Raw genomic sequence first — 26593 nt, forward strand, 5'->3', positions numbered from 1 at the left:
TTCTCACTCGCCTCATCATGGGCCGCAGGAGCCGGACCTTCTGGACACCCGGGCACTGACGGGCCGACAATCACCACTGTGACGTCCAGCTCCGAGTCCCACACCTACCCCGCTCGGCCCTCCGATGCCGAGCGGGAGCGTGTTCTTGGCCGGCTGCGCGATGGAGCCGCAGAGGGCAAGTTGTCCCATGACACCTTCCTGCGCCGGATGGAACTCGCACTCGTCGCCAGGCGCCGGGAAGAACTTGCCGTACTCACCGCCGACCTGGGCACGGAGAGCGTCCTCTCACGCAGACTGTTCGGCTGGGTCGGCCGGGCTTCTGCCTTCTGGGTGGGCCTGCGCCGCGCCTGGCAGGTGGAGAAGCTTCCGAGACTTCTCTTGCCGCAGCCTGGACCGTTCCCCCTCACCATAGGCCGCGATCCCGGCAGCGGGCTGCGACTGAGCCACGACACGGTTTCCCGGCGGCATGCCGAACTGGGCATGCAAGAAGGCACCTGGGTGCTGCGGGACCTCGGCTCGACGAACGGCACCACGGTCAACGGCCGCCGAGTGACCGGCTCGGCGGTGGTGCGCGAGGGTGACCAGGTGAGTTTCGGGCACATGTGTTTCCGTCTTGCCGCACGTTGAGACGTCCTCGATGGTGCGCGGCAGCCGGGCTGCACACTGCGGCGACATCCTCGGTGGGTCCGCAACTGCCGCGTTCGACTTGGGAGGAGGAGTCAACCCGCGAGGGCGGGCAGCCGCTCGTACGCCGCCAGAGCGGTACGGGACTGATGCTCCACTTGTACGGCCACGGGCACCCAGCGCGCCTGGAAGCGCGTCGCGAAGGTGGCGCACCAATGTGCTACGAGCCCCTCCAAGGTGGTGGCGGCAGTTCCAGGACGGTCGGATGATCGCAGGACCCGCAGGAGCATGGCCGCAGCGCGTAGCACCAGACGTCTACCGAAGGCGTCGATGCTCGCGATGCAGGCCGAGCTCGCTTGTTCTGGAGGTTGGTCGAGCCAACCGGTGGCTATGTGAGGGATCAAACCCAAGGTCCACTCGACAGCGCGCAGGAGGGGGTCGCCCTCGTGCGGTAGCACGCCGCGCGTGGCCCGCAGTACGGCGGCCACCCGCCCGGCTTCGGCCAGCAGCCGGTCTGCGAACCGGTGCAGGGACTGTTCGGGATCGGGGTGTGGGGCCGGGTCGTCGACGAGATCGCTCGCCCACATCGGAACCTCGATGATGGCGGTGGTCCCGGCGTAGCGGTGAGCGCGGCACCAGGTGCTCAGCCGGGCGTCTTCGGCAGGCGCCCGGCCCGGGTCCAACGCGCCCGACGGAGGCATCACGAAGATTCCCGGCCCCGACGAGGGCCAGCCGGCGGCGTCGGAGGCACTGGTCTCCAACGGGATGCGCAGTTCAGCGGCTGACTTCGTGAACGGCTCGGCGAGCCCCGGGATGTCGCGGGTGAGCTGCACCCAGCTGCCACCGAGGTCGGTCGCGTGGAGGGAGACCTGGAGTACCGGCCGCAACTCGTCGATGAGGCCGATGAGCGCGCGGGTTTCCGGTGGCAGTCGATCCGCGGGAAGGAGCGAGGGTGCCCACTCGGGCTGCTCCGGCCCGGGAGGCCGGTAGAAGTAGCGGTGGTAGTCCAGCAGGTCCCGCGGCTGCGGGGTGCGGTGCAGGGCGGCGCCGTCTGGGTCCGCACACAGCAGGAAGTGCCAGGTGCAGCGTGAGCGTAGCGTCCTTTGCTCCAACACCCGATGGGCGAGGGCAAGAGCGGTCAGCCCGCCCACCGGCTCGTTGGGGTGAGCGCCGGCGACCACCAGGACGTTGTGCTCCGCCGAGAGGCTCGGTCGACCGGCACGCAGCACCCACAAGGGGTGCCCGCCGCGGGAGATGCCCGCCTGGTCCAGACGTGCGAGTCCGGGATGGTGGTGGACCAGGGCGCCGGCGGCGCGGGCGAGTTCCTCGGCGGTGGGGTAGCGCACTTCACTCAGTAGTGTCACCCCGTTGCCATGCCCACGCCGCACCCGCCGCACTACATCAGACGGGGCGCCTTTACCTGCCACCTGTGCCGGGGGCGACGGGATACGTCAAAGGGCCCACAGGGGATCGCCACGGACCGGGTCCGAATCTCGGCTCACCCGTCTACGCGGACCAGCAGGGCAACCGGGCCGTCGGTGAGCAGGTCCGCGAGCGTCAGCCGGTCTTGGCCCCAGAGACGGTCACTGGCGGGGAACACCTTCCGCCACCGGCCCGCCGGAAGCGAGAGCCGAGTGTCCCGCCAGCCCCCCGATTCCGCCAGCCGCAGGGACAGCCGGGTCACCACCGTCACCACCCGCTCCCCCCTTGCGTAGGCCACGCAGTGCTCCGCCGACGGTCCTTCGGCGCTCAAGGGAAGGTACGAGCCGGGGCCCGCACCGAACGCCTCGGGACGGGCCCTACGCAGCCGCAGAACCTGCCGGGTCAGGGCCAGCTTGCGCGTCCCAAGGCCCGCCGTGACCTGTTCGCCGGTGCACAAGCGGGCGGGGGAGCGGTTGTCGGGGTCGACCAGGGCGAGGTACTCCGACTCGGTGTCCTGGTAGATCTCGGGCACCCCCGGCATGGTCAGGTGGACCAGCGTGGCGCCGAGGACGTCCGCCTCGGTATGGGGAGCGAGTTCAGCGGAGAGTTCTTCGACGAGCGCGGCGGCCGGGCCCCCCAGGCCCACCGCGGCAAACCGCTGGAGGGCGCGTTCGTACCCCTCCTGCGGGTCGAGCCAGTCGGTGTGGAGCGCGGCCTCCCGGGCTGCCTTGAGCAGTGCACCCGCCACCCGGCCTTCCTCGTCCTGCGCGCCCAGACCGAACAGGGTCTGCCAGGCGACCCAAGCCAGATGGGCGTCGGGCGCTTGCGCCGCTGTGTGGGCGCTCGCTTTCGCGACGAGCTCGCGCCACCGCCCGGGGCACTGGGACAGCACCCTGATCCGGGCCCGGACGTCGCCACTGCGCTTGGTGTCATGCGTACTCAACACCGTTCCGCCCAGCGGCCAGTGACGGACGAGATGGTCGCAGTAGGCATGGAACTGCGGCGGAGATACGGCTGGAGCCCCGGGGGCGCCGCCGACCTCGGTCGCGGACAGCAGGGGGGCGTAGCGGTAGAAGGCCCGATCCTCAAGCGACTTGGCGCGTAGAGCCGAGGAGACCTGGGCGAAGCGGGTACGAAACGCCCGCTGCTTGGAGCCGGACCCGCACCGGCCGAGCACCAGGTCCTTGACGAACTCGACCGCGCGTGTGAAGTCAGGTGTCGCGGCGCCTGAGTCCGGTGTTGTTCCGGCGCTGACGCGCTCGTCGAGTGCTTGTCGGGCTGCCGTCTCCACCGCGGCCGTCCCGGCGGCTGACTCGGTGGCTCCGCCCGTGCCGTAGGGTCGGTAGACGGGCATGGCCTGGAGTACCGCGCGCAACGCGCGCGGGAGTTCCGCGCAGTGTGGTCCGCCGGCGTCGGCGTGCTGCCCCCGAGCATCGTCGATGGCGCGGGCCATCCGCACCAGTGCACCGATCTCGGCCGCCAGATCGTGTTGGGCCACCTCCTGGGCGGCTCGGGCGGCCGTCGCTCTCCAGTTGCTTCCCCGGGCCTCCTCGGCGGCAGTGAACTCGCGGTAGTGATCGGTGATTTCGGTAATCCCCTGCGGATCGGTGAACAGGCCGTCGATGCGGTACAGGGCGTCGTAGCCGGTGGTGCCAGCCACTGGCCATTGCGGTGGCAGGACCTCGTCGGTGGCCAGGATCTTCTCCACGACGGTCCAGGCGCCGCCGCTTGCGGTGTGGAGCGTGCGCAGATAGGCCTCGGGGTCGGCCAGTCCGTCGGGATGGTCGATGCGCAGCCCGTCGAGCACGCCGTCGTGAAGGAGTTCGAGAACCTTGCGGTGGGTACTCCGGAAGACCTCCGGGTCCTCGACCCGGAGGCCGATGAGCTCGGAGATGGTGAAGAACCGGCGGTAGTTGAGCTCGGTGCGTGCGGTGCGCCACCAAGCCAGTCGGTACCACTGGGCGTCGACGAGCTCGCGAAGCGGTAGTCCGGACGTACCCGCCCGCAGCGGAAACTCCTGGGTTCCGTACCTCAGGACCGCTTCCCCGTCGTTCGCCTCTACATGGAGGCGGGGGAGCTCCTTGGTCAGACGGTCGGCGAGCACCGGGAGGAGGAGCCGCCCGCCTCCCGCCGCCCAGTCGATGTCAAACCACCTTGAGTACGGTGACACTTCACCGTGTTTCAGTACGTCCCACAGTGCACGGTTGAGTCGAAGCGGTGTCGGCACCGCCATGTGGTTCGGCACGATGTCCAGCACCAAGCCCATCCCGTGGGACCGCGCTCGGTCCGCCAACGACCTCAGCCCATCCTCACCCCCGAGTTCCTCGCGCACCTTGCCGTGGTCCACCACGTCGTAGCCGTGGCTGGAGCCCGCTGCGGCCTCCAGCGCCGGCGACAGGTGGAGGTGGGACACACCGAGGTCGGCGAGGTACGGCACGGACCGCTCCGCCGCCGCGAAGGGGAAGCGCGGTTGGATCTGGAGTCGATAGGTGGCGGTCGGAATCTTCCGTGCGGGCTCCTGGGTCATGGGAACGTACGTACCCAAGGATCCGGCTTCTGTGTCATTGCCCTGTGCATCCGAGTGAACGCACGTGGTTACCCTCGGTAGCGGTAAGGGCCCAGGCGGCGCACCGTCCGGTCATCGCCCCGATCGGGTCCCTTCGCCTCCGTCCTTCCCTTCCTGGCAAGACGTCCCGTGGCGATGTCGCAGTTGGGCGTCGTTGGGCTGGTCGTCCCCACCACCGGGCCGGGCGCGGTGACCGTGGATCGGGCCGCTGACAGATCGCCTGAACAGCGGCCCGTCATCCGGACGGCGACCAGGGCTGACGCGCTCGCCATCGGATCCCTGGACGCCGGACAGGCTCTGTCGTCGGCGCTCGCGGGGTAGTTGGCGGATCGCCGCGGGCCCGCTGACGCTCTTGCGGTGACGGTGGTCGCGGCGGCCTTGGCGCTGACGTCCCGGTTTCCGGCGCGGCTTCCGCTCCCCGCCGCTCCCCGAGGAGAGGGGCGGGGAGCGGCGGCCGGCGGAGCCGACCGCGGACCTGGCCAATGGTGTCGCCGGGGCCCGTCGTCAGGCGGGCTCGCGGGGGCGGCCGGCCCGAACCGTGCGGGTGGCCCTCAGGCGGGCCGTTGCAGGACCACCAGGCTCCTGCCGATCAGTGTCAACTGGTCGCCCGCGGCCAAGGGAGGAGCGGGGCGCGGCGGGGCGCCGTCGTCGAAGGCGGTGTCCACCACGACACGCCACTGCTTTCCGTGTCCCGGCGGTACGACGAACTCCAGGAGGTCCGCGCCGGTGTTGAACATCAGCAGGAAGGCGTCATCGGCGATGCGTTCCCCGCGTGGGCCCGGCTCCGAGATCGCCTCGCCGTTGAGGAACACCGTCAGGGCCCTTGCGTGTTGCGACTGCCAGTCCCTGGCCGTCATCTCCTCGCCCTCGGGGGTGAACCAGGCGATGTCGGAGAGCTCGTCGTGGGTCCCCTCCACCGGACGGCCGTGGAAGAAGCGGCGGCGCCGAAAGACCGGGTGGTTGCGTCGTAGCCACACCATCCTGCGGGTGAACCCCAGCAGGGGTGTGCCGGGTTCTCCTTCCTTCGGCCAGGTGATCCAGGACACCTCATTGTCCTGGCAGTAGGCGTTGTTGTTGCCGCCCTGGGTGCGGGCGAACTCGTCGCCGTGGCTGAGCATGGGCACACCCTGCGAGAGCATCAGGGTCGCGACGAAGTTGCGCATCTGGCGTGCGCGCAGCTCCAGTACACCCGGATCGTCGGTGGGACCCTCCGCTCCGCAGTTCCAGGACCGGTTGTGGCTCTCACCGTCCCGATTGCCCTCTCGGTTGGCCTCGTTGTGCTTGTCATTGTATGACACGAGATCGTGCAATGTGAAACCGTCATGGCAGGTCGCAAAGTTGATGGAGGCCAGCGGGCGGCGCCCGTCGTCCTGGTACAGGTCGGAGGAGCCGGTCAGTCGCCCGGCGAACTCCGCCAAAGTGCGCGGCTGACCGCGCCAGAGATCCCGGACGGTATCGCGGTACTTGCCGTTCCATTCGGTCCACAGCGGGGGGAAGTTCCCCACCTGGTAGCCGCCTTCACCCACGTCCCAGGGCTCGGCGATCAACTTGACCCGGCTCACCACCGGATCTTGTTGCACCAGGTCGAAGAAGGAGGAGAGGCGGTCGACCTCGTGGAACTGGCGGGCCAGGGTCGCGGCGAGGTCGAAGCGGAAGCCGTCCACATGCATCTCGGTGACCCAGTAGCGCAGCGAGTCCATGATCAGCTGAAGCACGTGCGGCGAACGCATCAGGAGCGAGTTCCCCGTCCCCGTGGTGTCCGTGTAGTACCTGGCGTCCTGTGAGAGGCGGTAGTACGAAGCGTTGTCCAGCCCGCGGAAGGACAGGGTGGGTCCCAGGTGGTTGCCCTCGGCCGTGTGGTTGTAGACCACGTCCAAGATGACCTCGATACCCGCCTCGTGCAGTGCCCGGACGGCCGATTTGAACTCCAGCACCTGTTGGCCGCGGTCTCCCCAGGAGGCGTAGGCGTTGTGGGGCGCGAAGAATCCGATGGTGTTGTAGCCCCAGTAGTTCGCCAGGCCGTCGTTGACCAACCGGTGATCGTTGACGAACTGGTGTACGGGCATCAGTTCGAGTGCGGTGACTCCGAGTTTGACCAGGTGCTCGATCACCGCGGGGTGGGCGAGCGCCGCGTAGGTGCCGCGCAGTTCCTCGGGCAGCGCCGGATGTCGCATCGTCAGGCCCTTGACGTGGGCCTCGTAGAGGACGGTGTGGTGGTATTCGGTGCGCGGTGGACGGTCGTTCCCCCAGTCGAAGTACGGGTTGACGACCACCGAGCTCATGGTGTGCGGGGCCGAGTCGAGGTCGTTGCGTGAGTCGGGCTTGCCGAAGTGGTAGCCGTAGACCGCCTCGCCCCAGTTGATGGAGCCGCTGATCGCCCGGGCATATGGGTCGAGCAGAAGCTTGGCGCTGTTGCAGCGCTGGCCGCGTTCGGGCGCGTAGGGCCCGTGAACGCGGAAGCCGTACCGTTGGCCGGGCATGATCCCCGGTAGGTAGGCGTGCCTGACGAAGGCATCGGTCTCGCGCAGTTCGACAGCCGTCTCGGAGCCGTCGTCGTGCAACAGGCACAGCTCGATCCGTCTGGCGGCCTCCGAGAAGACCGCGAAGTTGGTGCCGGCGCCGTCGTACGTGGCGCCGAGTGGGTACCGCTGTCCCGGCCAGACCTGCATATGGATGGCTCTTCCGCTCCCGACGGGCATTCGCTCTTATCTCGGCCAGATCTTCCCTGAAAGAAGGGCAACCTGCGGGGACTTGCGGCCGTCCTACCGGGTGACCATGCATACTTCGTATGCTTAAAAGGGGTAAAAGTGTACATAACAGTACGCCGCCATCTGGGGAAAATGCTGGCAGGGGCGGCCATCGCGGTCACTGGAACGGCCTTCATGGTCGGTGTCACCCTGCCGGGCGCGGCGGGTGCGGATGACGGCGGCTCGGGCGGGTCAGCAGCCGGCGTGGCGTCGCGGGGGGCCGCGGCCGTACCGATCGCACAGCCCGGGGTGGCGGAGCCGCCGCCCGTCGAGCGGGAGAACGGCAGCGGCCGGGACCCGCTGACGGAGGCCGAACGGGACAAGGTGAGGCGTCTGGCGCTCGGCCCCGACGCCACGGAGGGGCGGAACGCCGTCGGTGGCCGGGGCCCGCAGTGGATCACCAGCAACCTGGCGGAACTCACTCCCCAGGAGGTCGCGCGGGGAGGCCGGGTCGACCGGCGGGCACACGTCTCCTTCTACGACTACCAGCGCGACGCGCTCGTCACGAAGACCGTGAACCTCAGGACCGGCGAGGTGGTCAAGACCGACACCCAGCGGGAGACCCAGCCTCCGGTGGTGGTTGAAGAGGCGGTCGAAGCCGCCAAGCTGATGATCGCATCACCGGCGGGGGAGGGGCTGCGCAAGGACTACCGGGATGCCACCAGCAGGAAGCTGACCGGCCCGTCCCAACTGTCCCTACAGAACGCGCTGGTCTACCGCGTGAGTGCGCAGAATCCAGGTCCCGACGAGCTCAAGCAGTGCGGAAAGCAGCGCTGCGTCCGGCTCTTCCTCAAGGTGAAGAACGGCCCGTGGATCGACGTCCGCAGCTTGGTCGTCAACCTCAGCGCCCGGACCGTCCACCAGCTCTGAACTTCCGTGGCCTCCTCGGCCGCGTCCATTGATCACATGTTTGTCTCCACCTGCCTCAGGAGTCATCCCATATGCACGTGAACGGACTTCGTCGTGCCGGTACGGGGGTCTTGGCGGCCCTCGCGCTGGCGGTTCCGCTCGGCGCCGCCGGTACGGCCTCCGCCGTCCCGCAGGCCACGGGCAGGGCCCCGGTGGCCCTCAAGGTCGCGCAGAAGGCGCCGGCGGCTCCCGCGCCGGACTGCTCCGCCGCCTACCGCATCGAGCAGACCCTCACCGGCGGTACCACCTGGCGAATGTGCTGGCACTACGAGAGCGAGGCCGGCCTGGTGCTGGACAAGATCTCGTACCAGCCCAGAGGGGAGGCCACGCCCATCCAGGTCCTCACCAGCGCCAAGCTCGGGCAGATCCACGTCCCCTACGACGACGGCAAGGCCGAGTACGACGACCTCACCGGCGCCGGCTTCGGCCAGGGGTTGCAGGGCATGGTCCCCGGGGAGTGTCCCGGGGGCAGCATCAAGACCGTGAAGAACCCGGACGCCTGGGACCCCTCGCAGCGTGAGGTCAAGGGACTGTGCGCCACCACCCGGGCCCGTGGCCACGCCTATCGGATGGCGGGGGACACCAGTGGCCAGGTCTGGCAGGCGCAGGCCAAGGACCTGCTGGTCTACGCCGTCAACAAGGTCGGTTGGTACGAGTACATCACCGAATGGCGCTTCCAGGCCGACGGCACGATCCAGGCCAACGTCGGGGCCACCGGCAGCCTCTCCCCGGGGGACTACGACGCCGGTGACGGCCGTGGATGGCCCATAGGCAAGGGAGCGAAGGGATATGCCACGAGCCACAGCCACAACATCTTCTGGCGGCTGAACTTCTCCATCGACGGCTCCCCGAACGGCCGGGTCGAGCAGTATGACTCGGTACTCACTCCGCAGGCGAACGGCTCGACCCCGAAGATCAAGACCACCCGCACCAAGATCACCAAGGAACTCGCCGGTGATGCCAGGAGCATGCGTTGGTGGCGGATGGTCAGTGCGACGGGCAAGAACAAGGACGGCCACGAACGCAGTTACGAGTTCGTGCCCGGTGCGACGGTGAAGTACGCGGGCCGCCCCTTCACCAAGCACGACATCTACTTCACCGAGTACAACGCCTGTGAGCAGTTCGCCAGTTCCAATCTGCGGAACTGTGGTCCCGACGCACCCAGGAACGTGGACCAATGGGTCAACGGGCAGAAGCTCAAGCACCCCATCGCCTGGGTCAACATCGGGTTCCACCACATCGCACGAGACGAGGACCAGCAACCCATGCCGGTGCACTGGCAGGGATTCCAGCTCGTTCCGCGTGACGTGACGGCGATGAGCCCGCTCACGCCCCCGGGCCTCGCCGATCAGAACGGGCCTTTGACCGCAGGGCGTTGAGCGACTGCCTCCGTCATCCGGCTGCACTGCCTCCCGCTCCCGGAGTACCCTTCCTTGATCGTTGGAGAAGGGGGAACGGAAGGCGGTGCACGGGTGAGCTCGGGAGGGCTGGAGCTGCCCCCTGGTGACGGCGGTCACGAGGGCGGCCCCACAGACGTCCCGTCCGGAGCGGTCTCCCTGGCACAGCCGATGGAGACCGCCGTGGAACTCGACTGGGGTGCGGACGCCTGGAGCGAGGTGCGTACCCGCGCCCAGCGAGCCGGACGGGCCTACATCTGGCTGAACCTGGTGGAACAGCGACTGCGCGCCGTCGTCTCGGCCGTGCTGCGGCCCGTGTACGAGCCGGTGCACGGCCAGGACGACTGGGTGGTCGCGGCAGCCGGCCCGGCAGGCCAGGAATGGGTGCAACGGGCCGTTGCCGTACGCGAGGTGAGCCGACGCAAGGGCTACCTCCTCGATCCGGCGGACGACAACGTGGTCAGCTTCCTGACGCTGCCGCAGCTACGCGAACTGATGGTGCAGCACTGGCCCTGTTTCGAACCGTACTTCGACGACCGGCGTGATGTGGAGCTGGCGCTGGACGAGTTGGAGGTCACGCGCAACGTCGTCTCGCGCAACCGGGCACTGTCCGAGACCGTGCTCGCCCAAGCCGAACGGGCCTCGGCCCGGCTGCTGGAGATCCTCGGTGGCGGCGCCGGAAGCCCCGCCGCCGATCGACTGCCCATCGACGCGGTGGAAGACCTCGTGGGTGACCGGTACGGGGACGTCGTCTCCGTGCACCCGGACCGGGTGCGCCTCCAGCGGCAGTTGCCGGCCGAGGACCTGTTCGGCGGGGCGCGCCGCCTCGACGCCATCGGCATAGGGCTCAACCTGTTGGTGCAGAACTACTCGGGGCGGCGCCTGGTGCGGCTGGCGGAATCCGGATGTCGGGTGCGGCTGCTGTTCCTGAACCCGGCGAGCAGTGCGGTCAAACGCCGCGAGCGCGAGCTCGGCATCAAGAAGGGCGAACTCAGTCGCTCGGTCGAGATGAACATCCTGCACGTGCGGCGGGTCCGCTCGTTGCTCAAGGACCCCGGAGCCTTCGAGATCCACGTCTTCGACGAGACGCCCCGGTTCACCGCGTACGTGGTGGACGGGGACAGCGGAGGGCCCGGCAGCATAGCCGTGGTGCAGACCTACCTCCGGCGGGCCCGGGGCATGGAGGCGCCGGTCCTGGTGCTGCGCGGCGGTGGCCGAGGGGTGGTGCGTCCGGGGCAGGAGAACGATCACGGCCTCTTCATGACCTACCGGGAGGAATTCGAATCGGTCTGGCAGGACTCCCGCCCGGTCTCCTGAATGTCACAGGCCCGTGCGAGGCTTTTCGGACAACGGGGGAGTTCCACGGAGGGGACGCCATGCACTGGCACGAGCACACACTGACCGTCATCGACCCGACGGCGACCGGGGCGGTACACCGCCGGCCGGTCACCGCCACCGGAACGGGGGCTTCGCGATGAGCTGGATCAGCGGACCCCTGGTCGCCTTCGACCTGGAGACCACGGGAACCGACGTCGAGGCGGACCGGATCGTCACGGCGGCCGTCATCCGGCTGGATGCGGACGGTGCGGTCTCGGCCGGGCGGACCTGGCTGATCGATCCGGGGGTGGCGATACCCGAGTCCGCGTCCGCCATTCACGGCATCTCCTCGGAGCACGCCCGCGCGCACGGGGCGCCGGCCGCTTCCGCGATCGAGGAGATCACCCGTGTGGTGGCGGGAGAACTGAGCTCCGGGGCGCCCCTGGTGGTGATGAACGCACGCTACGACCTGTCGTTGCTCGACCGGGAATGCGCGCGGTACGGCGTGCGGTCCGTGAGTGAGCGGCTGGGGGCCGTGCCCTTTCCCGTCATCGATCCCCTGGTGATCGACAAGCACGTCGACAAGTACCGCAAGGGCACACGGGCCCTGCACGCCCTGTGTGCCCACTACGAGGTGGCTCTTGAGGAAGCGCACGACGCCCGGGCGGACGCGGTGGCCGCCGCCCGCGTGGTGCGTCGCATGGGCCAGCGACACCGGCCCATCGGTGCCATGCCACTGGCTGACCTGCAGGCGCTCCAGATACGGGCCGCAGCCGAACAATCGGCTTCCTTGCAGTCCTATCTGCGTCGCACCTCAGACGCCAAGGCGGTGGTGGAGCCGGCCTGGCCGCTCGTTCCCCGCCAGCGGTGACCGCCAGCCCAGCCGTCCCCGCACGCCCGTAGCCGCAGCTCTCCAGGGGTGCCGCAAGGCGGGTCCCACCAGCCTTCGGAGGGGAAGACGCGAAATCGGACGCCGAGCTGGTGCTCAGAAGGAGTGCCAGCGGACTTCGGGATCGTCCCCGCGCAGGGAGGTGACGCGGCGCCGGAACTCGGCGAGCGCCCCGGGGTTGACCGGGGCGTGCTGGGCCACCCAGGCACAACTGGCCGTCTCCCGGGCGCCCCGCAGGACGGCGTAGCCCGACCACTGGCGCACGTCCCAGCCGTAACCTTCGGTGAACGCCCGGTACTCCTGCGGGCCCAGCCCGTAGCGGTCCTTGGCCAGAACCATTACCACCAGATCGTGCTCGCGCAGATCGGTGGCGAAGGTCTCCAGGTCCAACAGGACCGGACCGTCTCCGGTGACGTGCACGTTGCGGGGCAGGGCATCACCGTGGATCGGCCCCAGCGGTAGCCGGGGCACCAGCGCGGCCGTCTGCGCCGCGAAGGCATCGCGGCGCTCGCGCAGGAAATCCGCGTCGGCCGGATCGATGGCCAAGCCCGCTGCCCGTAGCCACCGCTCCACCCCGCCGAGCAGGTCCCGGCCGGGCAGTTCGAAGGGTGGCGCCGCGAGGGCGTGGACCAGGCGCAAGAGCTCCGCCAGGTCGCGCGGCCTCGCGGGGCGCACCGCCGGGGGTAGCCGGTGCCAGACGGTCACCGGGTGCCCCTGAACCGACCGGGCGGCGGGTTCGGCGGCCCGCACCGCGGGCACCCCCTGGGTGGCCAGCCAGTCGGCGACCAGGAGTTCGCGTCGGGCCCGTTCCAGCAAGGACGCGTCCCGGCCCACCTTGACCACGCGGTCACCCGCTGCGAAGACGGCGTTCTCCCCCAGGGCCAGCAACCGGGCTTGCGTACCGTCCACGCCGGCCCGGTCCAAGACCTCGCGCGCCCGTGCTTCGTCCATGCCCGCTCCCGACGACTGCCGTCCGCGCGAAGGGCAGCGTCCCCCTCACCTCGGTCCTCTCTGTCCGGCCAGTCTCGCACTCCGGCTCCCGTAGCCGGGTATCGCGGGACAGCCCTCGGTGTCAGCCTGCGCAGCGCAGGTATGGCCGGCATCCGCGCCCGCACGCGGCGAAGCAGGGGTCCATCCGAAGTCTCCTGCACGGCCCGTGTGGGAGCAGGGGGAAAATCCTGGCCATCAAGCCGGGGCGAATGTCACATTGCTGGTATGACCACTACCGCGAAGAAGAGGACGTACGTGGCCCTGCTGCGGGGCATCAACGTGGGCGGCGGCAAGAAGGTGCCGATGGCGCAGCTGCGGGCACTGATGGAGGGACTCGGGCACACCCGGGTGCGTACCTACCTCCAGAGCGGGAACGTCGTGTTCGACAGCGAGGGGGCGGACACCGGGGCTCTGGCGAAGGCCATGGAGGAGGCGATCCGGTCCCACTTCGGTTTTCCGGTGGCCTGTCTTGTCGTGGACGGACCGCGCCTGCGCACGGTCGTCGAGGGTTGCCCCTTCCCGGCCGAGGAACTGGAAGGCAAGCAGTTGCACGCCGTCTTCCTGTCCGCCCCCGCCAGTGCGAAGCGCTACGCCACCATTGACCCGCAGGCCTTCCTCCCGGAGGAGTTCCGTCTCGGCGACCACGTCGTCTACCTCTACACACCGAACGGTCTGGGCCGTTCCAAACTCGCTGAAGAGCTGGTCCGTCCCGCTCGCACCAAGGGGTTGGACGTCACCACCCGCAACTGGAACACCGTCAGCAAACTGATGGAGTTGGTGGCTGAGTAGACCGGCCCCCGCGGGCAGGGGACGCTCGCCGAGGCGCCGCGCACGGCCCCCCTGCCACACCGCCCCGGTCCCTCACCATGGCACCGGGGCCCAGGCCGCGTCCTCGACACCGGCCTGTGGCAGGCTTCGGGGATGCGTTACGTCATCATCGGGGCAGGGGCGGTCGGAGCCACCATCGGAGGACGGCTGTCCGAGGCGGGCCGCGAGGTGGTCCTCGTCGCGCGGGGTGAGCACGATCGCGCCCTGCGGTCGCAGGGCCTGAGCCTGACCACCGCTGAGGGGCATCGCACCCTCCGCCTTCCCGTCGTGCAAGACCCCGCCGAACTCGGCGAACTGCGACCTGACGACGTGCTGCTGCTCTCCGTCAAGACGCAGGACGCCATCGCGGCGCTGGACACCTGGGCCGTGGCGCCGGTCGCCGGCGGCGGTACGGCGGCCCAGCGGCTGCCGGTGCTCTGCGCACAGAACGGAGTGGAGGCCGAGCGGCTCGCGTTGCGTCGCTTCGATCGCGTCTACGGCATATGCGTCTGGTTGCCGTCGACGTTCCTCCAGCCCGGCGTGGTCTCGGCCCGCTGCGCGCCGATGACCGGCGTGCTCCACCTGGGCCGGTTCCCGCAGGGCAGCGACGACTTCCTGAGCGAGGTCCGCGCAGACCTGGAGGAGGCCCGCTTCTCGGCGCCCGTGGTCCCCGACATCGGTCGGTGGAAGTACGCGAAACTACTGGGCAACCTCGGCAACGCGATCCAGGCGTCCTGCGGCCCCACCCCGCACCCCGCGAAAGCCGCGCTGCTGCGCCGTGCCATCGCCGAGGGGAAGACGGTGTTGGCGGCTGCGGGCATCGAGAGCGCCACCGAGGAGGAGCAGGCGCGGGCCCGGGACGGGAAGGTCGAGGACACCGGCCCGGTGCGAGGCGGGTCCTCGTGGCAGAGCCTGGCCCGCGGCACGGGGAACATCGAAGCCGACTACCTCAACGGTGAGATCGCCCTGTTGGGCCGGCTGCACTGCGTGCCGACACCGGTCAACGACGTCCTGCGCAACGTCGCCAACCTCTTCGCCCGCCAGGGGTGGGAGCCGGGGTCCCTCGACATCGCGGAGCTCACCGAGCTGGTGGACCAGGCAGTGGCCCGGTCGGCGCGCGGTTGACCTCAGGCGCTCAGGGCCACCGGCCTGGTGCGGGCCGAGGCCTGCTCGTAGCGGTTCAGCAGCAGTTCGGCCAACTCGGGTGCGGGACCCAGCACGCCGGCCAGGAGGTCTGCTCCGGCGGCACGGGCCCCCGCCGCGATTCGGTCCGGAAGCCGGCCGGGGGCGATCACGTAGGGTGCGACGGCGACGCGCCGTACTCCTTCGGCGCGCAGCGCCCGTACCGCGTCCTCGGTGCGGGGCAAGGCGGCGGAGGCGAACGCAGGTCGCACGGCGCACCAACCGGTGTGCCGCCACTCCCGCGCGATTTCAGCGATCACTGCGATCGCCTCCGGGTCTGAGGAGCCGGCGGACGCGAGCACCACCGCGGTGTTCGCGCGATCCGCCGGGTCGGCCCCCGCCTCGGCCAGGCGTCGCTCCAGGGCGGCCGTGAGCAGCGGGGAGGGGCCCAGGACGTCGGCCAGGCGAAGGGACAGGCGCGGTAGCCGAGCCGTGGCCTGGTCGAGGACGGCCGGGATGTCGGCCTTGGCGTGGAAGGCCCGGGTCAGCAGGAGCGGTAGGGCGATGACCTCCCGCACCCCGTCCGCCGCCAGACGTTCCAGGACCTGGGGGACGGACGGAGTGTTGAAGTCCAAGAAGGCGCTCGCCACGCCCAGCCCGGGCCGCAGCCGCGCCACCTGCCTGCTCAGGGCGTGGACGGTCGCAGCGTGTCGCGGATCGCGGCTGCCGTGGGCGATGACCAGCAGCGTCGGTCGGTTCCGGTGGTGGTGCACGAGGTGTCCGCCCGTCAGCTCTTGGCCAGCAGACCGCGGCTGCGCAGTACCCAGCGCTCCAGCGGGCTGAAGACGAGCAGGTCGATGGCGATACCGACGATCAGGATCAGCATGATGGCGAGGAAGACGCCCGGCATGTCGATGTTGTTCCGGCCGTTCTCCAGGAGTTGACCGAGGCCGAGGCCGAGGTCGGGAGAGGAGGCGATGATCTCGGCTGCCATCAGTGAGCGCCAGGAGAAGGCCCAGCCCTGTTTGAGCCCGGCGAGGTAGCCGGGCAGCGCAGCCGGCATCACCACGTGCCAGGTGCCGCGTAGACCGGTCGCCCCCAGGGTGCGTCCCGCCCTCAGGAACAGTGGCGGCACCTGGTCGACCCCGGAGACTAGGCCGTTGGCGATGGAGGGCACGGCTCCGAGCAGGATCACCGCGTACATCATCGAGTCGTTCAGCCCCAGCCAGATCACCGCGGGCGGTACCCAGGCGACCGAGGGCAGGGACTGCAATCCCGACAGGATGGGGCCGATCGCCGCGCGCACGAACTTCACGCGGGCGACCAGCAGTCCGAGGGGCGTGCCGATGGCAAGGGCGAGCAGGAAACCGGACAGTCCGCGCGAGACGCTCGTCCACACGACATCCAGCAAGGTGCCCTGGAGCCACATCTCCCGCACCCCGGCCCAGACCGATCCCGGGGAGGGCAGTTTGTCGGGGGTGGTGACCTCGGCCGTGACGAGGAGCTGCCAGCCGAGAAGGACCAGCGCGATGGCGAGCAGCGGTGGCAGGACCTTCCTCACGACCACCTCGCGCACCGGGGCGCGAGGGACCTCGACCGCGTCGAGGGCGTCGAGACCGGCTTCCAGGCCCGCGAGGTCGTCTCCCCTGGCTGCTTCCCTGGTGTCAGTGCTGGCCATGGCGGCGGATCTCCCCACGCAGTTGTTCGGTGATCTCGACGGACAACTCCGCCACGGCGGCGTCCTCGATGCGGCGCGGGTGCGCGATGTCGACGGTCCATTCGCGGGCCACCCGACCCGGTCGGGACGACAGCAGTACCACGCGCTGAGCCAGCCGGACCGCCTCGCGCACGTTGTGGGTGACGAACAGGACCGACAGGTTCGTCTCCTGCCAGATCCGGGTGAGCTCGCCGTGCAGGACGTCCCGGGTGATCGCGTCCAGCGCGGCGAACGGCTCGTCCATCAGCAGCAGTTGGCTGTCCTGCGCCAACGCCCTTGCCAGGGCGACACGTTGACGCATGCCCCCGGAGAGCTCGTGAACACGCTTTCGGTGCGCGCCGCCGAGCCGCACCAGCTCCAGCAGCCGTTCCGCTTCCGGTCGACGCTCCGCCTTGGGGACCCCGCGCAGACGCAATGCGAGTTCGATGTTCTTGCCGGCGCTCAGCCAGGGGAAGAGGGCGTGTTCCTGGAACATCAGGGCCGGCCGTCCACCCGGCGTCTCGATGGCTCCAGCGGTTGGTTTGTCCAGCCCTGCGACCAGGTTGAGGAGGGTGGACTTTCCGCAACCCGAGGCACCCAGGAGGGTGACGAACTCACCCGGAGCGACATCGAGGTTGATGTCGTCCAGGACGGCCTGGGTCCCGGCAGGGCCGGGGAAGGACTTCGAGACGTGCTCGATGCGTGCGGCGTGGGACACCGCCGTGGTGTCCTCGACGGCCGTGGCGAGCGTGGTGGCCATGGTCATCACCTCCTGGGAACGTGGGGAGTTGCGGGGCTAGCGGGTACCGAGGCCGGCGTCGGCGACCGTGGTGCGCCCGGCTGCCTTCAGTACTGTGTTGAGCGGCTTCAGGTCGTAGATGCCGGCGAGCTCCGGCTGCTCCAGCAAGCCGGTCTTCACCGCGTAGCCCGCCTGGGTGCGCAGCGTGGCCGCCAGTGGGTCGTCCGTGATCTTGATGCTCGGCCAGGCCCGGTCGATGACCGAGTCGGGAAGGGCCTTGCCCGTGAGGTCCTTGAGCGCCTCGTTGGCCGATGCCTTGGCCCGTTCGGGGTGGGCGTTGATCCAGTCGTTGGTGCGCACGGTGCCGCGCAAGAACGCCTCGACCACGTCCGGGTGTTCGGCGAGGAACTTCTGTGAGACGACGAGGTTCGTGATGACGAAGGACTTCTCCGGCCACAACGAGGCCTCGTCGAGGAGGACCCGGGCGCCCTGGGAGACCAGCTTGGAGGCGGTCGGCTCCGGCACCCAGGCACCGTCCACGGAGCCGGAGGCATAGGCGGCCGGGACCACCTTGTTGTCGGTGCGCACCACCGAGACGTCGCCCTTGCCGCTCTCCGGGTCCACCTTCCAACCCTGTTCGGCGATCCAGTTGAGGAACGCCACGTCCTGGGTGTTCCCCTTCTGAGGGGTCGCGATCCGCTTGCCCGGGAGGTCGCTCACCGAGGTGACCTTCTCCGGGTTCACGACCAGCTTGACTCCGCCGGAGGCCGAACCGGAGATGATCCGCAGATTGCGCCCCGCGGACTTGGCGTAGGCGTTCACGGACGGCAGCGGCCCGATGAAGCCGATGTCCAGGGAGCCGCCGTTCAGGGCCTCGATCTCGGAAGGCCCGGCGTTGAACACCTGCCTGCTGACCCTCGTGCCCCCCAGTTCCCCCTCGATCAGACCCTCCTGGAACCCGACGAGCGCGGTGGCGTGGGTCAGGTTCGGGAAATACCCGACGCGCACGGTGTCGGCCGAGAGCTTCCTGCCGGTGGCCGCGACCTTGGCCCGCGCGCCTTCGTCCGGCTTGGCCTGGGATCCGTATCCGCAGGAGGCGAGCGCACCGGCGAGGAGGGGCAGCACCGCGACGCTGAAGAGCGATCGGCGCAGGGAGCCGCTGAGGGTGGCGCGGGGGTGATTGGCAGGCACGGGAGGGGGTCCTCTCGTTGGCCCGGGGCTTACGTCCTTCGCAGTTCCAAGGACGCGGCCGGGAAGTCGGCAGGTCTTCGTCGCCGCGGCTGCGGCGGGTCCATCTGGGGGCGGTGGCGGGCGGGCCGATGCGGCTCCGAGGGCCGCGCGGTCATCGCGCACATCGCGACACCCCTCCCTGACCGCTGCCGAGACGTCCGCTGCCCACTCGGCCGCCCTCCTTGGCGAAGGTCGCGTAGACGTCGGCGGGCGTCATCAGAAGTCCCAGCCCTCGTCGTCCTGGACGGTCGGAGCCTCGGCGGCGAAGGAGGTGCCGGCCATGCCCGCGGCCAGCGTGGTGCCGTCGGCGGGGTCAATCAGCAGGAAGGAGCCGGTGCGACGGGAGTCCGCGTAGGCGTCGAGTGCGAGCGGCTCGGCGGTCCGCACCAGAACGCGACCGATGTCGTTGGCCACCAGTCGTCCGGGTTCCGGATGCTGGGACAGGTCGTCGAGGGTGAGGCGCGAGGGGATGGCCTTGACGATGGCCTTGACCGTGCGCGTGGTGTGTTTGAGGAGTACCCGGGCACCCACCGTCAAAGGCTGGTCGGCCACGTGGCAGACGGTGGCCTCGATGTCCTGGGTGGTTGCCGGGGCCTGGGCGGTGGGCGCGATGAGGTCGCCGCGGGAGACGTCGATGTCGTCGGCGAGACGGACCGTGACCGACTGCGGGGCCCAGGCGATGTCCACGGCACGACCGAGCGAGTCGATGCCCTCGATGACCGAGGTGCGTCCGGACGGAAGTACCGTCACCGGCTCTCCCACCCGCAGCACGCCGGAGGCGATCTGCCCCGCGTAGCCCCGGTAGTCGGGGTTCTCGACGGTCTGCGGACGGATCACGTACTGCACTGGGAAACGTGCCGGGCAGGCCGTCAGGTCGTGGCTGACGGGCACGGTCTCCAGGTGCTCCAGCACGGTGGGGCCGCCGTACCAGTCCATGTGGGCGGAGGGCTCCACGACGTTGTCGCCGGCGAGCGCGGAGATGGGGATCGCGGTGATCTCCGGGACCCCCAGGCCCAGCGCGTAGGAGGTGAACTCCTGCGCGATCCGTGCGAAGACGGCTTCCTCGTAGCCCACCAGGTCCATCTTGTTGACGGCGAGCACCACGTGCGGGACCCGCAGCAGCGCCGCGACCGCGGCGTGCCGGCGGGTCTGCTCCACCACCCCGTTGCGGGCGTCCACCAGGACCACGGCCAGCTCGGCGGTCGAGGCGCCGGTGACCATGTTCCGGGTGTACTGCACGTGGCCTGGGGTGTCCGCGAGGATGAACCGCCGGCGCGCGGTGGCGAAGTAGCGGTACGCGACGTCGATGGTGATGCCCTGTTCGCGCTCGGCGCGCAGGCCGTCGGTGAGCAGCGCGAGGTCGGGCGCCTCCTGCCCGCGCCGGGCAGAGGCGGCCTCAACGGCCTCCAACTGGTCACTGAGGACCGACTTGGAGTCGTGGAGGAGACGGCCCACCAGGGTGGACTTGCCGTCGTCGACGGAGCCGGCGGTCGCGAAACGAAGCAGCGTCGTCGCGGACAACTGCTCCGTCGCGGTGGGGGTGGTGGTCATGGTTAGAAGTACCCTTCGCGCTTGCGGTCTTCCATCGCGGCCTCGGACATCTTGTCGTCGGCGCGGGTCGCCCCCCGCTCGGTCAGCCGGGAGGCGGCGATCTCGGCGATCACCGCGTCCAGGGTGGTCGCGTCGGAGTCCACCGCCCCGGTGCAGGACATGTCCCCCACGGTGCGGTAACGGATCAGACGCCGCTCGGTGGTCTCCTCTTCCTTGGGGCCGCCCCACTCACCGGCGGTCAGCCACATGCCGCTGCGCCGGAAGACCTCGCGCTCGTGCGCGAAGTAGATGCCGGGCAGCTCGATGCCCTCGCGGGCGATGTACTGCCACACGTCCAGCTCGGTCCAGTTCGACAGCGGAAAGACCCGCACGTGCTCACCGGGGGCGTGGCGGCCGTTGTAGAGCTGCCACAGTTCGGGGCGCTGACGCCGCGGGTCCCACTGGGAGAACTCGTCGCGTAGGGAGAACACCCGCTCCTTCGCACGGGCCTTCTCCTCGTCGCGCCGTCCGCCGCCGAACACCGCGTCGAAGCGGTGGGCTTGGATCGCCTCGGTCAGCGGGATGGTCTGCAGCGGGTTGCGGGTGCCGTCGGGGCGCTCGCGCAGCTTGCCGGCATCGATGTACTCCTGCACCGAGGCAACGTGCAACCGTAGGCCGTGGCGCGCCACCGTGCGGTCGCGGTACTCCAGGACCTCGGGGAAGTTGTGCCCGGTGTCCACGTGCAAGAGGGTGAACGGAACGGGTGCCGGCGCGAACGCCTTCAACGCCAGGTGCAGCATGAGGATCGAGTCCTTGCCGCCGGAGAACAAGATCACCGGCCGTTCGAACTCTCCCGCCACCTCACGGAAGATGTGCACGGCCTCCGATTCCAAGGCGTCCAGATGCGACAGCGCGTACGGCGCGTCCGTGGCATCTGCCGGCACGTTGACGCTGGTGGTCACACCAGCCCCCTCTCGTTGAGCAGCGCGAACAGCGCCGCCGCGGACTCCTGCACGCTCTGGGTGTGCGATTCGATCCGCAGATCCGGCGACTGCGGTGCTTCATAGGGGTCGTCGACTCCCGTCAGGCCGGAGATCTCCCCTGCCGCCTGGCGGGCGTACAGACCCTTCACGTCCCGCTCCGCGCAGACCTCCACCGGAGTGGCCACGTGCACCTCCAGGTACGAGGTGGCCTGCGCGGCGTGGCGCTTGCGCACGGCGGTGCGACTGTCCTCGTAGGGTGCGATCACCGGCACGAGCGCCTTCACGCCGTTGCTGGCGAGGAGTTCGGCGACGAAGCCGATCCGCTGCACGTTGATGTGCCGGTCCTCACGGCTGAAGCCCAGCCCGGCGGAGAGGAACTCCCGGATCTCGTCACCGTCGAGCACCTCCACCCGGTGGCCCTGCGTGCGCAGGCGGTCCGCCAGTGCGTGGGCGATCGTCGTCTTGCCGGCGCTCGGCAGACCGGTCAGCCACACCGTGGCGCCCTGGTCCGTCACGCTCATCTGCTTCTCCGTAGGTTCCGTCATCAGCCGTGCAGCCCGCACTCGGTCTTGTTGCGGCCGGCCCAGCGCCCGGCCCGGGCGTCTTCACCCGCGGCCACGCGGCGGGTGCAGGGGGCGCAGCCGACCGAGGCGTAGCCGTCCATCAGCAGTGGGTTGGTGAGGACGCCGTGTTCGGCCACGTAGGCGTCCACCTCGTCCTGGCTCCAGCGGGCGATCGGTGAGACCTTGACCTTCTGGCGCTTGTCGTCCCAGCCGACGACCGGAGTGTTGGCGCGGGTCGGGGACTCCTCACGGCGCAGCCCGGTCGCCCAGGCGTCGTACCGGGTCAGGCCCTCTTCCAGCGGTCTGACCTTGCGCAGGGCGCAGCACAGGTCGGGGTCGCGATCGTGGAGCTTCGGCCCGTACTCGGCGTCCTGTTCGGCAACGGACTGACGCGGCGTCAAGGTGATGACGCGTACGTCCATCACTGCCTCCACCGCGTCCCGGGTGCCGATGGTCTCCTCGAAGTGGTAGCCGGTGTCGAGGAAGACCACGTCCACGCCGGGGAAGGCGCGCGAGGCCAGGTGGGACACCACTGCGTCCTCCATGGAGGAAGTGACGCAAAAACGTGGCCCGAAGGTCTGCGTCGCCCACGTCAGGATCTCCAGGGCGGAGGCATCCTCCAGATCCCGGCCCGCCTGCTCGGCCAGCGCTTTGAGGTGCTCCGTCTTCACTGCCTGAGTGCCTGTCATATCCCTTCCTCTTCAGCGGAGTTAGTCTGGACTCCGCGACTGAGCAGGCCGAGGAACTTCAACTGGAAGGCTCGGTTGCACGCTGCGCACTCCCAGGCCCCGTGCCCCTGCTCGTTGGGACGCAGGTCCTCGTCGCCGCAGTACGGGCAGTAGAAGGGGGCGGCGCGCTCGCTCATGACAGGGCCTCCTCGTCGGCGCGCGCGGCCCAGCTGGCGAACCGCTCGCCGTCCGACCGCTCCGCCTGGTAGCGGGTCAGCACGCGTTCGATGTAGTCGGGCAGTTCTGCCGAGGTGACCTTCAGGCCGCGGACCTTCCGGCCGAATCCGGCCTGTAGGCCCAGTGCGCCGCCGAGGTGTACCTGGAAACCCTCGACCTGGTTGCCCTGTTCGTCCAGGACCAACTGACCCTTGAGACCGATGTCCGCCACTTGGATACGGGCGCAGGCGTTCGGACAACCGTTGATGTTGATCGTCAAGGGTTCGTCGAACTCCGGAAGGCGGCGCTCCAGCTCGTCGATCAGCGAGGCGCCCCGGGCCTTGGTCTCAACGATCGCCAGCTTGCAGAATTCGATGCCGGTACAGGCCATCGTGCCGCGCCGGAACGGCGACGGGCCCACCCGGAGGTCCAGAGCCTCAAGCGCGGCGACGGCGGACTCGACCTGCGCCTGTTCGATGTCGAGGACGATCATCTTCTGCTCGGCGGTGGTGCGCAGCCGTCCCGAACCGTGCTGTTCGGCCACCTCGGCGATCTTCGTCAGCGTCGCGCCGTCGACCCGGCCGACCCGAGGGGCGAAGCCGATGTAGTACCGGCCGTCCGTCTGTCGGTGCACACCCACGTGGTCGCGCCAGCGCCCGGTGGGCTGCTCGGGCGCGGGTCCGTCGGTGAGCTTGCGGCCCAGGTACTCGTCTTCCAGCACCTGGCGGAACTTCGGCGCGCCCCAGTCCGCGACCAGGAACTTCAGGCGGGCGCGGGTGCGCAGCCGACGGTAACCGTAGTCGCGGAAGATCGAGATGACGCCCTCGTAGACGTCGGGTACCTCGTCGAGCGAGACCCAGGTCCCCAGGCGCACCCCGAGCTTGGGGTTGGTGGACAGTCCACCGCCCACCCACACGTCGAACCCCGGACCGTGCTCCGGGTGGCGCACTCCGACGAACGCGATGTCGTTGATCTCGTGCGCCACGTCGAGCAGCGGGGATCCGGAGATCGCCGACTTGAACTTGCGCGGCAGGTTCGAGAACTCCTTGTTGCCCACGATCCGCCGGTAGATCTCCTCGATGGCCGGGGTGCCGTCGAGGATCTCGTTCTCGGCGATGCCGGCGACCGGGGAGCCGAGGATCACCCTGGGGGTGTCGCCGCAGGCTTCGGTGGTGGAGAGTCCGACCTCCTCCAGGCGGCGCCAGATCTCCGGTACGTCCTCGATTCGGATCCAGTGGTACTGCACGTTCTGCCGGTCGGTGAGGTCGGCGGTGCCGCGCGCGAACTCCTCGGAGATCTCACCGATGACGCGCAGTTGCCCGGTGGTCAGCCGTCCGCCGTCGATCCGTACCCGCAACATGAAGTACGAGTCGTCGATTTCCTCCGGGGCCAGGATCGCCGTCTTGCCGCCGTCGATGCCGGGCTTGCGCTGCGTGTAAAGGCCCCACCAGCGCATCCGGCCGCGCAGGTCGTTGGGGTCGATAGAGTCAAAACCGGCCTTGGAGTAGATCGTCTCAATGCGTGTCCGCACATTGAGACCGTCGTCGTCCTTCTTGAACTGCTCGTTGCCGTTGAGGGGGGTGAAGTGGCCTCGGGCCCACTGGCCTTCGCCGCGGTGGCGGCCGGGCTTGCGGCGCGCGGCGGTGGCGGGCTGGTCGGGGGTGGCGGCCATGGTGGTTCGTCCTTCTGTGGCGGCTCAAGGCAGGGGAATGGCAGGCGACGGGCGGTCGGTCCCGGCGCGGAGGGTCCGCGGTCTCATGGGCGCAGGCGCGGCGGAGCGAAGCGGCCCCCACCGGTTGGGCGGGCAGTGCGGCCTCGGGGGACCGGCGCGTCCGCAGCGGCGGGGACGACGCGGAAATGCGGCAGTGCTGGATCTATCAGCGCGCCGGACACATGGCGCTGGACATGCGGCCGAGGTCGACGTGGCGTCGACTCACCAAGGCAATTCCAGCTCGGGACATGACGGAAGCGTGGCACGGGCCTATTGGAGGAGTCCACTAGTGTCCATCATTCGGACTTGATCGTCCTGATATGCGAGATGGCGTGACGCGGGTCACCTCGTTACCCGCCCCCGTGGTCACGCCCACGGGAACGATCACGGCCCCCTCCAGCGCGAAGCGTGAGGGGGCCGTGCGGGGCGGCCCTGTGTGGGGGCCTTCAGGGAGCGGGGTTCAGGCGCCGGGCCAGGGACCGGGGGTGGGGCCGGGCTCTTCGGTCTCCTCGACCTTGGTGTCGAAGAGCCGGAAGCCCCGGCGCTCGTAGTTGGCCATCGCGGTCGGGCCGTCCAGGCTGCACGTGTGAAGCCACACCCGTTTGGTCGGCGGCAACTGCGGCCAGCGCTCGGCCAGGTCCCAGGCGCGGGCGACCGCATGGGAGAGCAGGTGGCCGCCGATGCGTCGACCGCGGAAGTCCGGTAGGAGGCCGAAGTAGACGATCTCCACCGTCGCCTCCTCCTGGGCCTGGAGTTCGAGGTACCCGGCCGGGGTGCCGCGGTCGTAGGCGATCCAGGTCTCGGTTCCCGGCCGCTCCAGCACCTCGACCCACTCCGCGCGGGTCATGCCGAGCCGGTCCACCCAGTGGATATCCCCGCCCACCGCGGTGTAGAGGAAGCGGCTCAACTCCGGGGAGGGGACCTCGGCACGCTCGATGCGGATGCCGTCCCCCGCGGGCGCCGACGCGCGGAGGTCGCTCGGCGAGGTCTGTTCCAGTGACCAGGTGGTGAGAGTGGTGCGCATGCCAGTCAGACAATCACGGAACCGGCTCGCGGCCCAAGCGAGCGCGGATCACTGCCGGAGCCGTGGAGTGGGCCAGCAGGGTGCGGCGATCGGTCGGATAGCGGACCTCGACCTCGACGTCCTCGTGAAATCGGTAGGGGCGGTGCCGCAGAACACCGGCAAGGTGACGCCGTACGCGTGACATCTCGGCGCGCACCGTGACAGTGCGCGTAGGGTCCCCGAAGATCTCCTGTGCGAGCTCCGCGGCTGACCGCCCCTCGCAAGCACCAGCGAGCAAGAACAGCAGCTCGGCGTGGCGCGGACTGAGATCCTGGGCCCAACTGCCCGCCGACCCCGAAACCGATACCGTCCACCGCCGCTCACGCCGCAGGTCCAGCACCACCCGTCCGGCCGGCCCTCCCCCCTCAGTGGCCTGGTCAACCCGTATCAGCCAGCCCCCCGGCAGCGGCTCCACCACGCAGTCGCCAAGCGCCGGCAGCCAGACCGGTCCAGGCCCGAAACCCTTGGCCGGAACCAGCCGGTCCATCGGCGGCATGCCGGCCACCGCCGCCGGCCACCCGTGCGCATCCACGACCAACCCCTTCCCGCCCAATCGCGCCAGCAGGGGTGCGGCCACCTGTCGCAACCGCTCCAGCCCGGCGAGGTGCCGCATCCGCAGTTCGCTCTCCGCGAGACGGGCCACCGCGGAAACCCAGGTGAGCGTCGCCGGGTGCATCGTGGCCAGCGGACCGCTCACATTGATGACACCGAGGAGCCGACCGTCCCGCGGATCGGTGACCGGCGCGCCCGCACAGGTCCACTCGTGGTGGCTGCTGACGAAGTGCTCCGCGGAGAACACCTGCACCGGCCGGCGGGCCACCAGTGAGGTCCCCACCCCGTTCGTGCCGACCACGCCCTCGTTCCAGTCCGCTCCCACCTCGAAACCCAACCGGTCGGCCTTGCGCAGGATCGATCTGTGCCCCTCCCGCCACAACAAACGACCCTCGGCGTCCGCCACCACCATGATGTGCAGCGCCTGGTCCAGCGTCGGCAGCAGCCCCTCGCGCAGCACCGGCAGCACTTCGCGCAGCGGCGAGGCCTGGCGCCGCGCCTCGGTCTCCTGCGCACTGAGCATCTGGGACCGGGCATCCAGTTCCGGGTCCACCCCGCGGTGCAGCATCCGACGCCAGGATTCGCCGATCTCCGGGCGCGGGTCCGCCGGCGGCCGTTGCCCGGACAGGGCGGCGGCCCGTACTCCCTTGAGCAGCCGCGCCGCCTGTGTGGCGTCCATGGCGGCCAACCGCGCCAAGTCGACGGTGATACCGCTCACCGCATCCTCCCCCGTGCCGAGTTGCAACCCCGTGCAACTCTCGTCCTCTACCGGTCAGCTGACCGAAAGTAATGCCTAACGCCGTCTGAGCGGCGGCGCAGCTCCTCCTCGGGGCGTGTGGACCGGGTGGTGCC

The 26593-nt window shown here is 69.7% G+C and carries 24 protein-coding genes; 7 read left to right on the forward strand and 17 right to left on the reverse strand.

All coding sequences use genetic code 11. The features are described from left to right. Positions 1–78 precede the first annotated feature (78 nt). Positions 79–627, forward strand: coding sequence for an FHA domain-containing protein (locus tag ACFYMC_RS04235; RefSeq protein ID WP_388518528.1), 549 nt, complete (start codon positions 79–81; stop codon positions 625–627). A 92-nt stretch (positions 628–719) separates the two neighbouring features. Here the strand turns inward: ACFYMC_RS04235 and ACFYMC_RS04240 are convergent, their stop codons facing one another. The 3 genes from ACFYMC_RS04240 to glgX all read right to left on the reverse strand — a co-directional run bounded on the left by ACFYMC_RS04240 (position 720) and on the right by glgX (position 7281). Further along, complete coding sequence (locus tag ACFYMC_RS04240) at positions 720–1988, reverse strand: M14 family zinc carboxypeptidase (RefSeq protein WP_388518531.1); 1269 nt, start codon at positions 1986–1988, stop codon at positions 720–722. A gap of 134 nt (positions 1989–2122) precedes the next feature. Beyond that, positions 2123–4573 carry a malto-oligosyltrehalose synthase gene (gene treY / locus ACFYMC_RS04245; RefSeq protein WP_388518533.1) on the reverse strand — a complete coding sequence of 817 codons (2451 nt, stop codon included), beginning with the start codon at positions 4571–4573 and terminating at the stop codon, positions 2123–2125. Between the two features lie 590 nt (positions 4574–5163). Next, positions 5164–7281 (reverse strand): glycogen debranching protein GlgX, encoded by a 2118-nt coding sequence (gene glgX / locus ACFYMC_RS04250; protein ID WP_388518535.1) that lies wholly within the window; start codon positions 7279–7281, stop codon positions 5164–5166. A gap of 138 nt (positions 7282–7419) precedes the next feature. On the opposite strand from glgX, the gene ACFYMC_RS04255 reads away from it, so the two are divergent. The 4 genes from ACFYMC_RS04255 to ACFYMC_RS04270 all read left to right on the forward strand — a co-directional run bounded on the left by ACFYMC_RS04255 (position 7420) and on the right by ACFYMC_RS04270 (position 11853). Then, positions 7420–8229, forward strand: coding sequence for a Tat pathway signal sequence domain protein (locus ACFYMC_RS04255; protein ID WP_388518538.1), 810 nt, complete (start codon positions 7420–7422; stop codon positions 8227–8229). 71 nt (positions 8230–8300) lie between these two features. Next, the gene (locus tag ACFYMC_RS04260) at positions 8301–9647 is read left to right on the forward strand and encodes a copper amine oxidase (protein ID WP_388518541.1); all 1347 of its coding nucleotides are present in this window, start codon (positions 8301–8303) and stop codon (positions 9645–9647) included. Between the two features lie 93 nt (positions 9648–9740). Further along, positions 9741–10982, forward strand: a complete 1242-nt coding sequence (locus tag ACFYMC_RS04265) for an SAV2148 family HEPN domain-containing protein (protein WP_388518544.1) — start codon at positions 9741–9743, stop codon at positions 10980–10982. A gap of 157 nt (positions 10983–11139) precedes the next feature. After that, positions 11140–11853, forward strand: a complete 714-nt coding sequence (locus tag ACFYMC_RS04270) for a 3'-5' exonuclease (protein ID WP_388518546.1) — start codon at positions 11140–11142, stop codon at positions 11851–11853. Between the two features lie 114 nt (positions 11854–11967). On the opposite strand, the gene ACFYMC_RS04275 is transcribed toward ACFYMC_RS04270, so the two are convergent. Next, positions 11968–12822, reverse strand: a complete 855-nt coding sequence (locus ACFYMC_RS04275; RefSeq protein WP_388518549.1) for a phosphotransferase enzyme family protein — start codon at positions 12820–12822, stop codon at positions 11968–11970. Between the two features lie 264 nt (positions 12823–13086). Between ACFYMC_RS04275 and ACFYMC_RS04280 the strand changes: the two genes are divergently transcribed. Beyond that, positions 13087–13650: a DUF1697 domain-containing protein gene (locus tag ACFYMC_RS04280; RefSeq protein WP_388518552.1), complete on the forward strand. Its 564-nt coding sequence runs from the start codon at positions 13087–13089 to the stop codon at positions 13648–13650. A 132-nt stretch (positions 13651–13782) separates the two neighbouring features. Then, entirely contained in the window at positions 13783–14793 is a 1011-nt protein-coding gene (locus tag ACFYMC_RS04285; RefSeq protein ID WP_388518554.1) for a ketopantoate reductase family protein, read from the forward strand. A 2-nt stretch (positions 14794–14795) separates the two neighbouring features. Here the strand turns inward: ACFYMC_RS04285 and ACFYMC_RS04290 are convergent, their stop codons facing one another. From ACFYMC_RS04290 to ACFYMC_RS04350, 13 genes are all read right to left on the reverse strand, one after another. Continuing rightward, on the reverse strand, positions 14796–15563 hold the full coding sequence (locus ACFYMC_RS04290; RefSeq protein ID WP_388518557.1) for a sirohydrochlorin chelatase: 768 nt from the start codon (positions 15561–15563) through the stop codon (positions 14796–14798). Positions 15564–15577: 14 nt separating this feature from the next. Beyond that, positions 15578–16468: an ABC transporter permease gene (locus ACFYMC_RS04295; protein ID WP_388518560.1), complete on the reverse strand. Its 891-nt coding sequence runs from the start codon at positions 16466–16468 to the stop codon at positions 15578–15580. Next, complete coding sequence (locus ACFYMC_RS04300; RefSeq protein WP_388518564.1) at positions 16455–17246, reverse strand: ABC transporter ATP-binding protein; 792 nt, start codon at positions 17244–17246, stop codon at positions 16455–16457. The genes ACFYMC_RS04295 and ACFYMC_RS04300 overlap by 14 nt, the downstream gene beginning before the upstream one ends. Before the next feature lie 36 nt (positions 17247–17282). Then, a complete protein-coding gene (locus tag ACFYMC_RS04305; RefSeq protein WP_388518567.1) occupies positions 17283–18416 on the reverse strand; it encodes an aliphatic sulfonate ABC transporter substrate-binding protein in 1134 nt (377 codons plus the stop codon). Positions 18417–18671: 255 nt separating this feature from the next. Beyond that, positions 18672–20006: a sulfate adenylyltransferase subunit 1 gene (locus ACFYMC_RS04310; RefSeq protein WP_388518570.1), complete on the reverse strand. Its 1335-nt coding sequence runs from the start codon at positions 20004–20006 to the stop codon at positions 18672–18674. Between the two features lie 2 nt (positions 20007–20008). Beyond that, positions 20009–20947: a sulfate adenylyltransferase subunit CysD gene (cysD, locus tag ACFYMC_RS04315; protein ID WP_388518573.1), complete on the reverse strand. Its 939-nt coding sequence runs from the start codon at positions 20945–20947 to the stop codon at positions 20009–20011. Then, entirely contained in the window at positions 20944–21489 is a 546-nt protein-coding gene (gene cysC, locus ACFYMC_RS04320) for an adenylyl-sulfate kinase (protein ID WP_388518576.1), read from the reverse strand. Before cysC ends, cysD begins: the two co-directional genes overlap by 4 nt. A gap of 23 nt (positions 21490–21512) precedes the next feature. Then, positions 21513–22220, reverse strand: a complete 708-nt coding sequence (locus tag ACFYMC_RS04325) for a phosphoadenylyl-sulfate reductase (RefSeq protein ID WP_388518579.1) — start codon at positions 22218–22220, stop codon at positions 21513–21515. Further along, positions 22217–22396: a hypothetical protein gene (locus ACFYMC_RS04330; protein WP_388518581.1), complete on the reverse strand. Its 180-nt coding sequence runs from the start codon at positions 22394–22396 to the stop codon at positions 22217–22219. Before ACFYMC_RS04330 ends, ACFYMC_RS04325 begins: the two co-directional genes overlap by 4 nt. After that, positions 22393–24087 (reverse strand): nitrite/sulfite reductase, encoded by a 1695-nt coding sequence (locus tag ACFYMC_RS04335; protein ID WP_388518583.1) that lies wholly within the window; start codon positions 24085–24087, stop codon positions 22393–22395. Before ACFYMC_RS04335 ends, ACFYMC_RS04330 begins: the two co-directional genes overlap by 4 nt. Before the next feature lie 205 nt (positions 24088–24292). Continuing rightward, the gene (locus ACFYMC_RS04340) at positions 24293–24376 is read right to left on the reverse strand and encodes a putative leader peptide (RefSeq protein ID WP_315877410.1); all 84 of its coding nucleotides are present in this window, start codon (positions 24374–24376) and stop codon (positions 24293–24295) included. 210 nt (positions 24377–24586) lie between these two features. Beyond that, complete coding sequence (locus ACFYMC_RS04345; protein WP_388518586.1) at positions 24587–25150, reverse strand: GNAT family N-acetyltransferase; 564 nt, start codon at positions 25148–25150, stop codon at positions 24587–24589. Positions 25151–25163: 13 nt separating this feature from the next. Further along, complete coding sequence (locus ACFYMC_RS04350; RefSeq protein ID WP_388518640.1) at positions 25164–26420, reverse strand: GAF domain-containing protein; 1257 nt, start codon at positions 26418–26420, stop codon at positions 25164–25166. Between the last annotated feature and the right edge of the window lie 173 nt (positions 26421–26593).

Source organism: Streptomyces sp. NPDC006879, from assembly GCF_042869595.1.
Lineage (GTDB): Bacteria > Actinomycetota > Actinomycetes > Streptomycetales > Streptomycetaceae > Streptomyces.

Bases quoted from the DNA above. Each gene is read 5' to 3' on its own strand.
- ACFYMC_RS04285 (WP_388518554.1), top strand. From the start codon at position 13,783: ATGCGTTACGTCATCATCGGGGCAGGGGCGGTCGGAGCCACCATCGGA.
- ACFYMC_RS04350 (WP_388518640.1), bottom strand. From the start codon at position 26,420: ATGGACGCCACACAGGCGGCGCGGCTGCTCAAGGGAGTACGGGCCGCC.
- ACFYMC_RS04280 (WP_388518552.1), top strand. From the start codon at position 13,087: ATGACCACTACCGCGAAGAAGAGGACGTACGTGGCCCTGCTGCGGGGC.
- ACFYMC_RS04275 (WP_388518549.1), bottom strand. From the start codon at position 12,822: ATGGACGAAGCACGGGCGCGCGAGGTCTTGGACCGGGCCGGCGTGGAC.
- ACFYMC_RS04300 (WP_388518564.1), bottom strand. From the start codon at position 17,246: ATGGCCACCACGCTCGCCACGGCCGTCGAGGACACCACGGCGGTGTCC.
- cysC (WP_388518576.1), bottom strand. From the start codon at position 21,489: ATGAGCGTGACGGACCAGGGCGCCACGGTGTGGCTGACCGGTCTGCCG.
- glgX (WP_388518535.1), bottom strand. From the start codon at position 7,281: ATGCAGGTCTGGCCGGGACAGCGGTACCCACTCGGCGCCACGTACGAC.
- ACFYMC_RS04335 (WP_388518583.1), bottom strand. From the start codon at position 24,087: ATGGCCGCCACCCCCGACCAGCCCGCCACCGCCGCGCGCCGCAAGCCC.
- ACFYMC_RS04345 (WP_388518586.1), bottom strand. From the start codon at position 25,150: ATGCGCACCACTCTCACCACCTGGTCACTGGAACAGACCTCGCCGAGC.
- ACFYMC_RS04260 (WP_388518541.1), top strand. From the start codon at position 8,301: ATGCACGTGAACGGACTTCGTCGTGCCGGTACGGGGGTCTTGGCGGCC.
- ACFYMC_RS04330 (WP_388518581.1), bottom strand. From the start codon at position 22,396: ATGAGCGAGCGCGCCGCCCCCTTCTACTGCCCGTACTGCGGCGACGAG.
- ACFYMC_RS04270 (WP_388518546.1), top strand. From the start codon at position 11,140: ATGAGCTGGATCAGCGGACCCCTGGTCGCCTTCGACCTGGAGACCACG.
- treY (WP_388518533.1), bottom strand. From the start codon at position 4,573: ATGACCCAGGAGCCCGCACGGAAGATTCCGACCGCCACCTATCGACTC.
- ACFYMC_RS04325 (WP_388518579.1), bottom strand. From the start codon at position 22,220: ATGACAGGCACTCAGGCAGTGAAGACGGAGCACCTCAAAGCGCTGGCC.
- ACFYMC_RS04295 (WP_388518560.1), bottom strand. From the start codon at position 16,468: ATGGCCAGCACTGACACCAGGGAAGCAGCCAGGGGAGACGACCTCGCG.
- ACFYMC_RS04310 (WP_388518570.1), bottom strand. From the start codon at position 20,006: ATGACCACCACCCCCACCGCGACGGAGCAGTTGTCCGCGACGACGCTG.
- ACFYMC_RS04340 (WP_315877410.1), bottom strand. From the start codon at position 24,376: ATGTCCCGAGCTGGAATTGCCTTGGTGAGTCGACGCCACGTCGACCTC.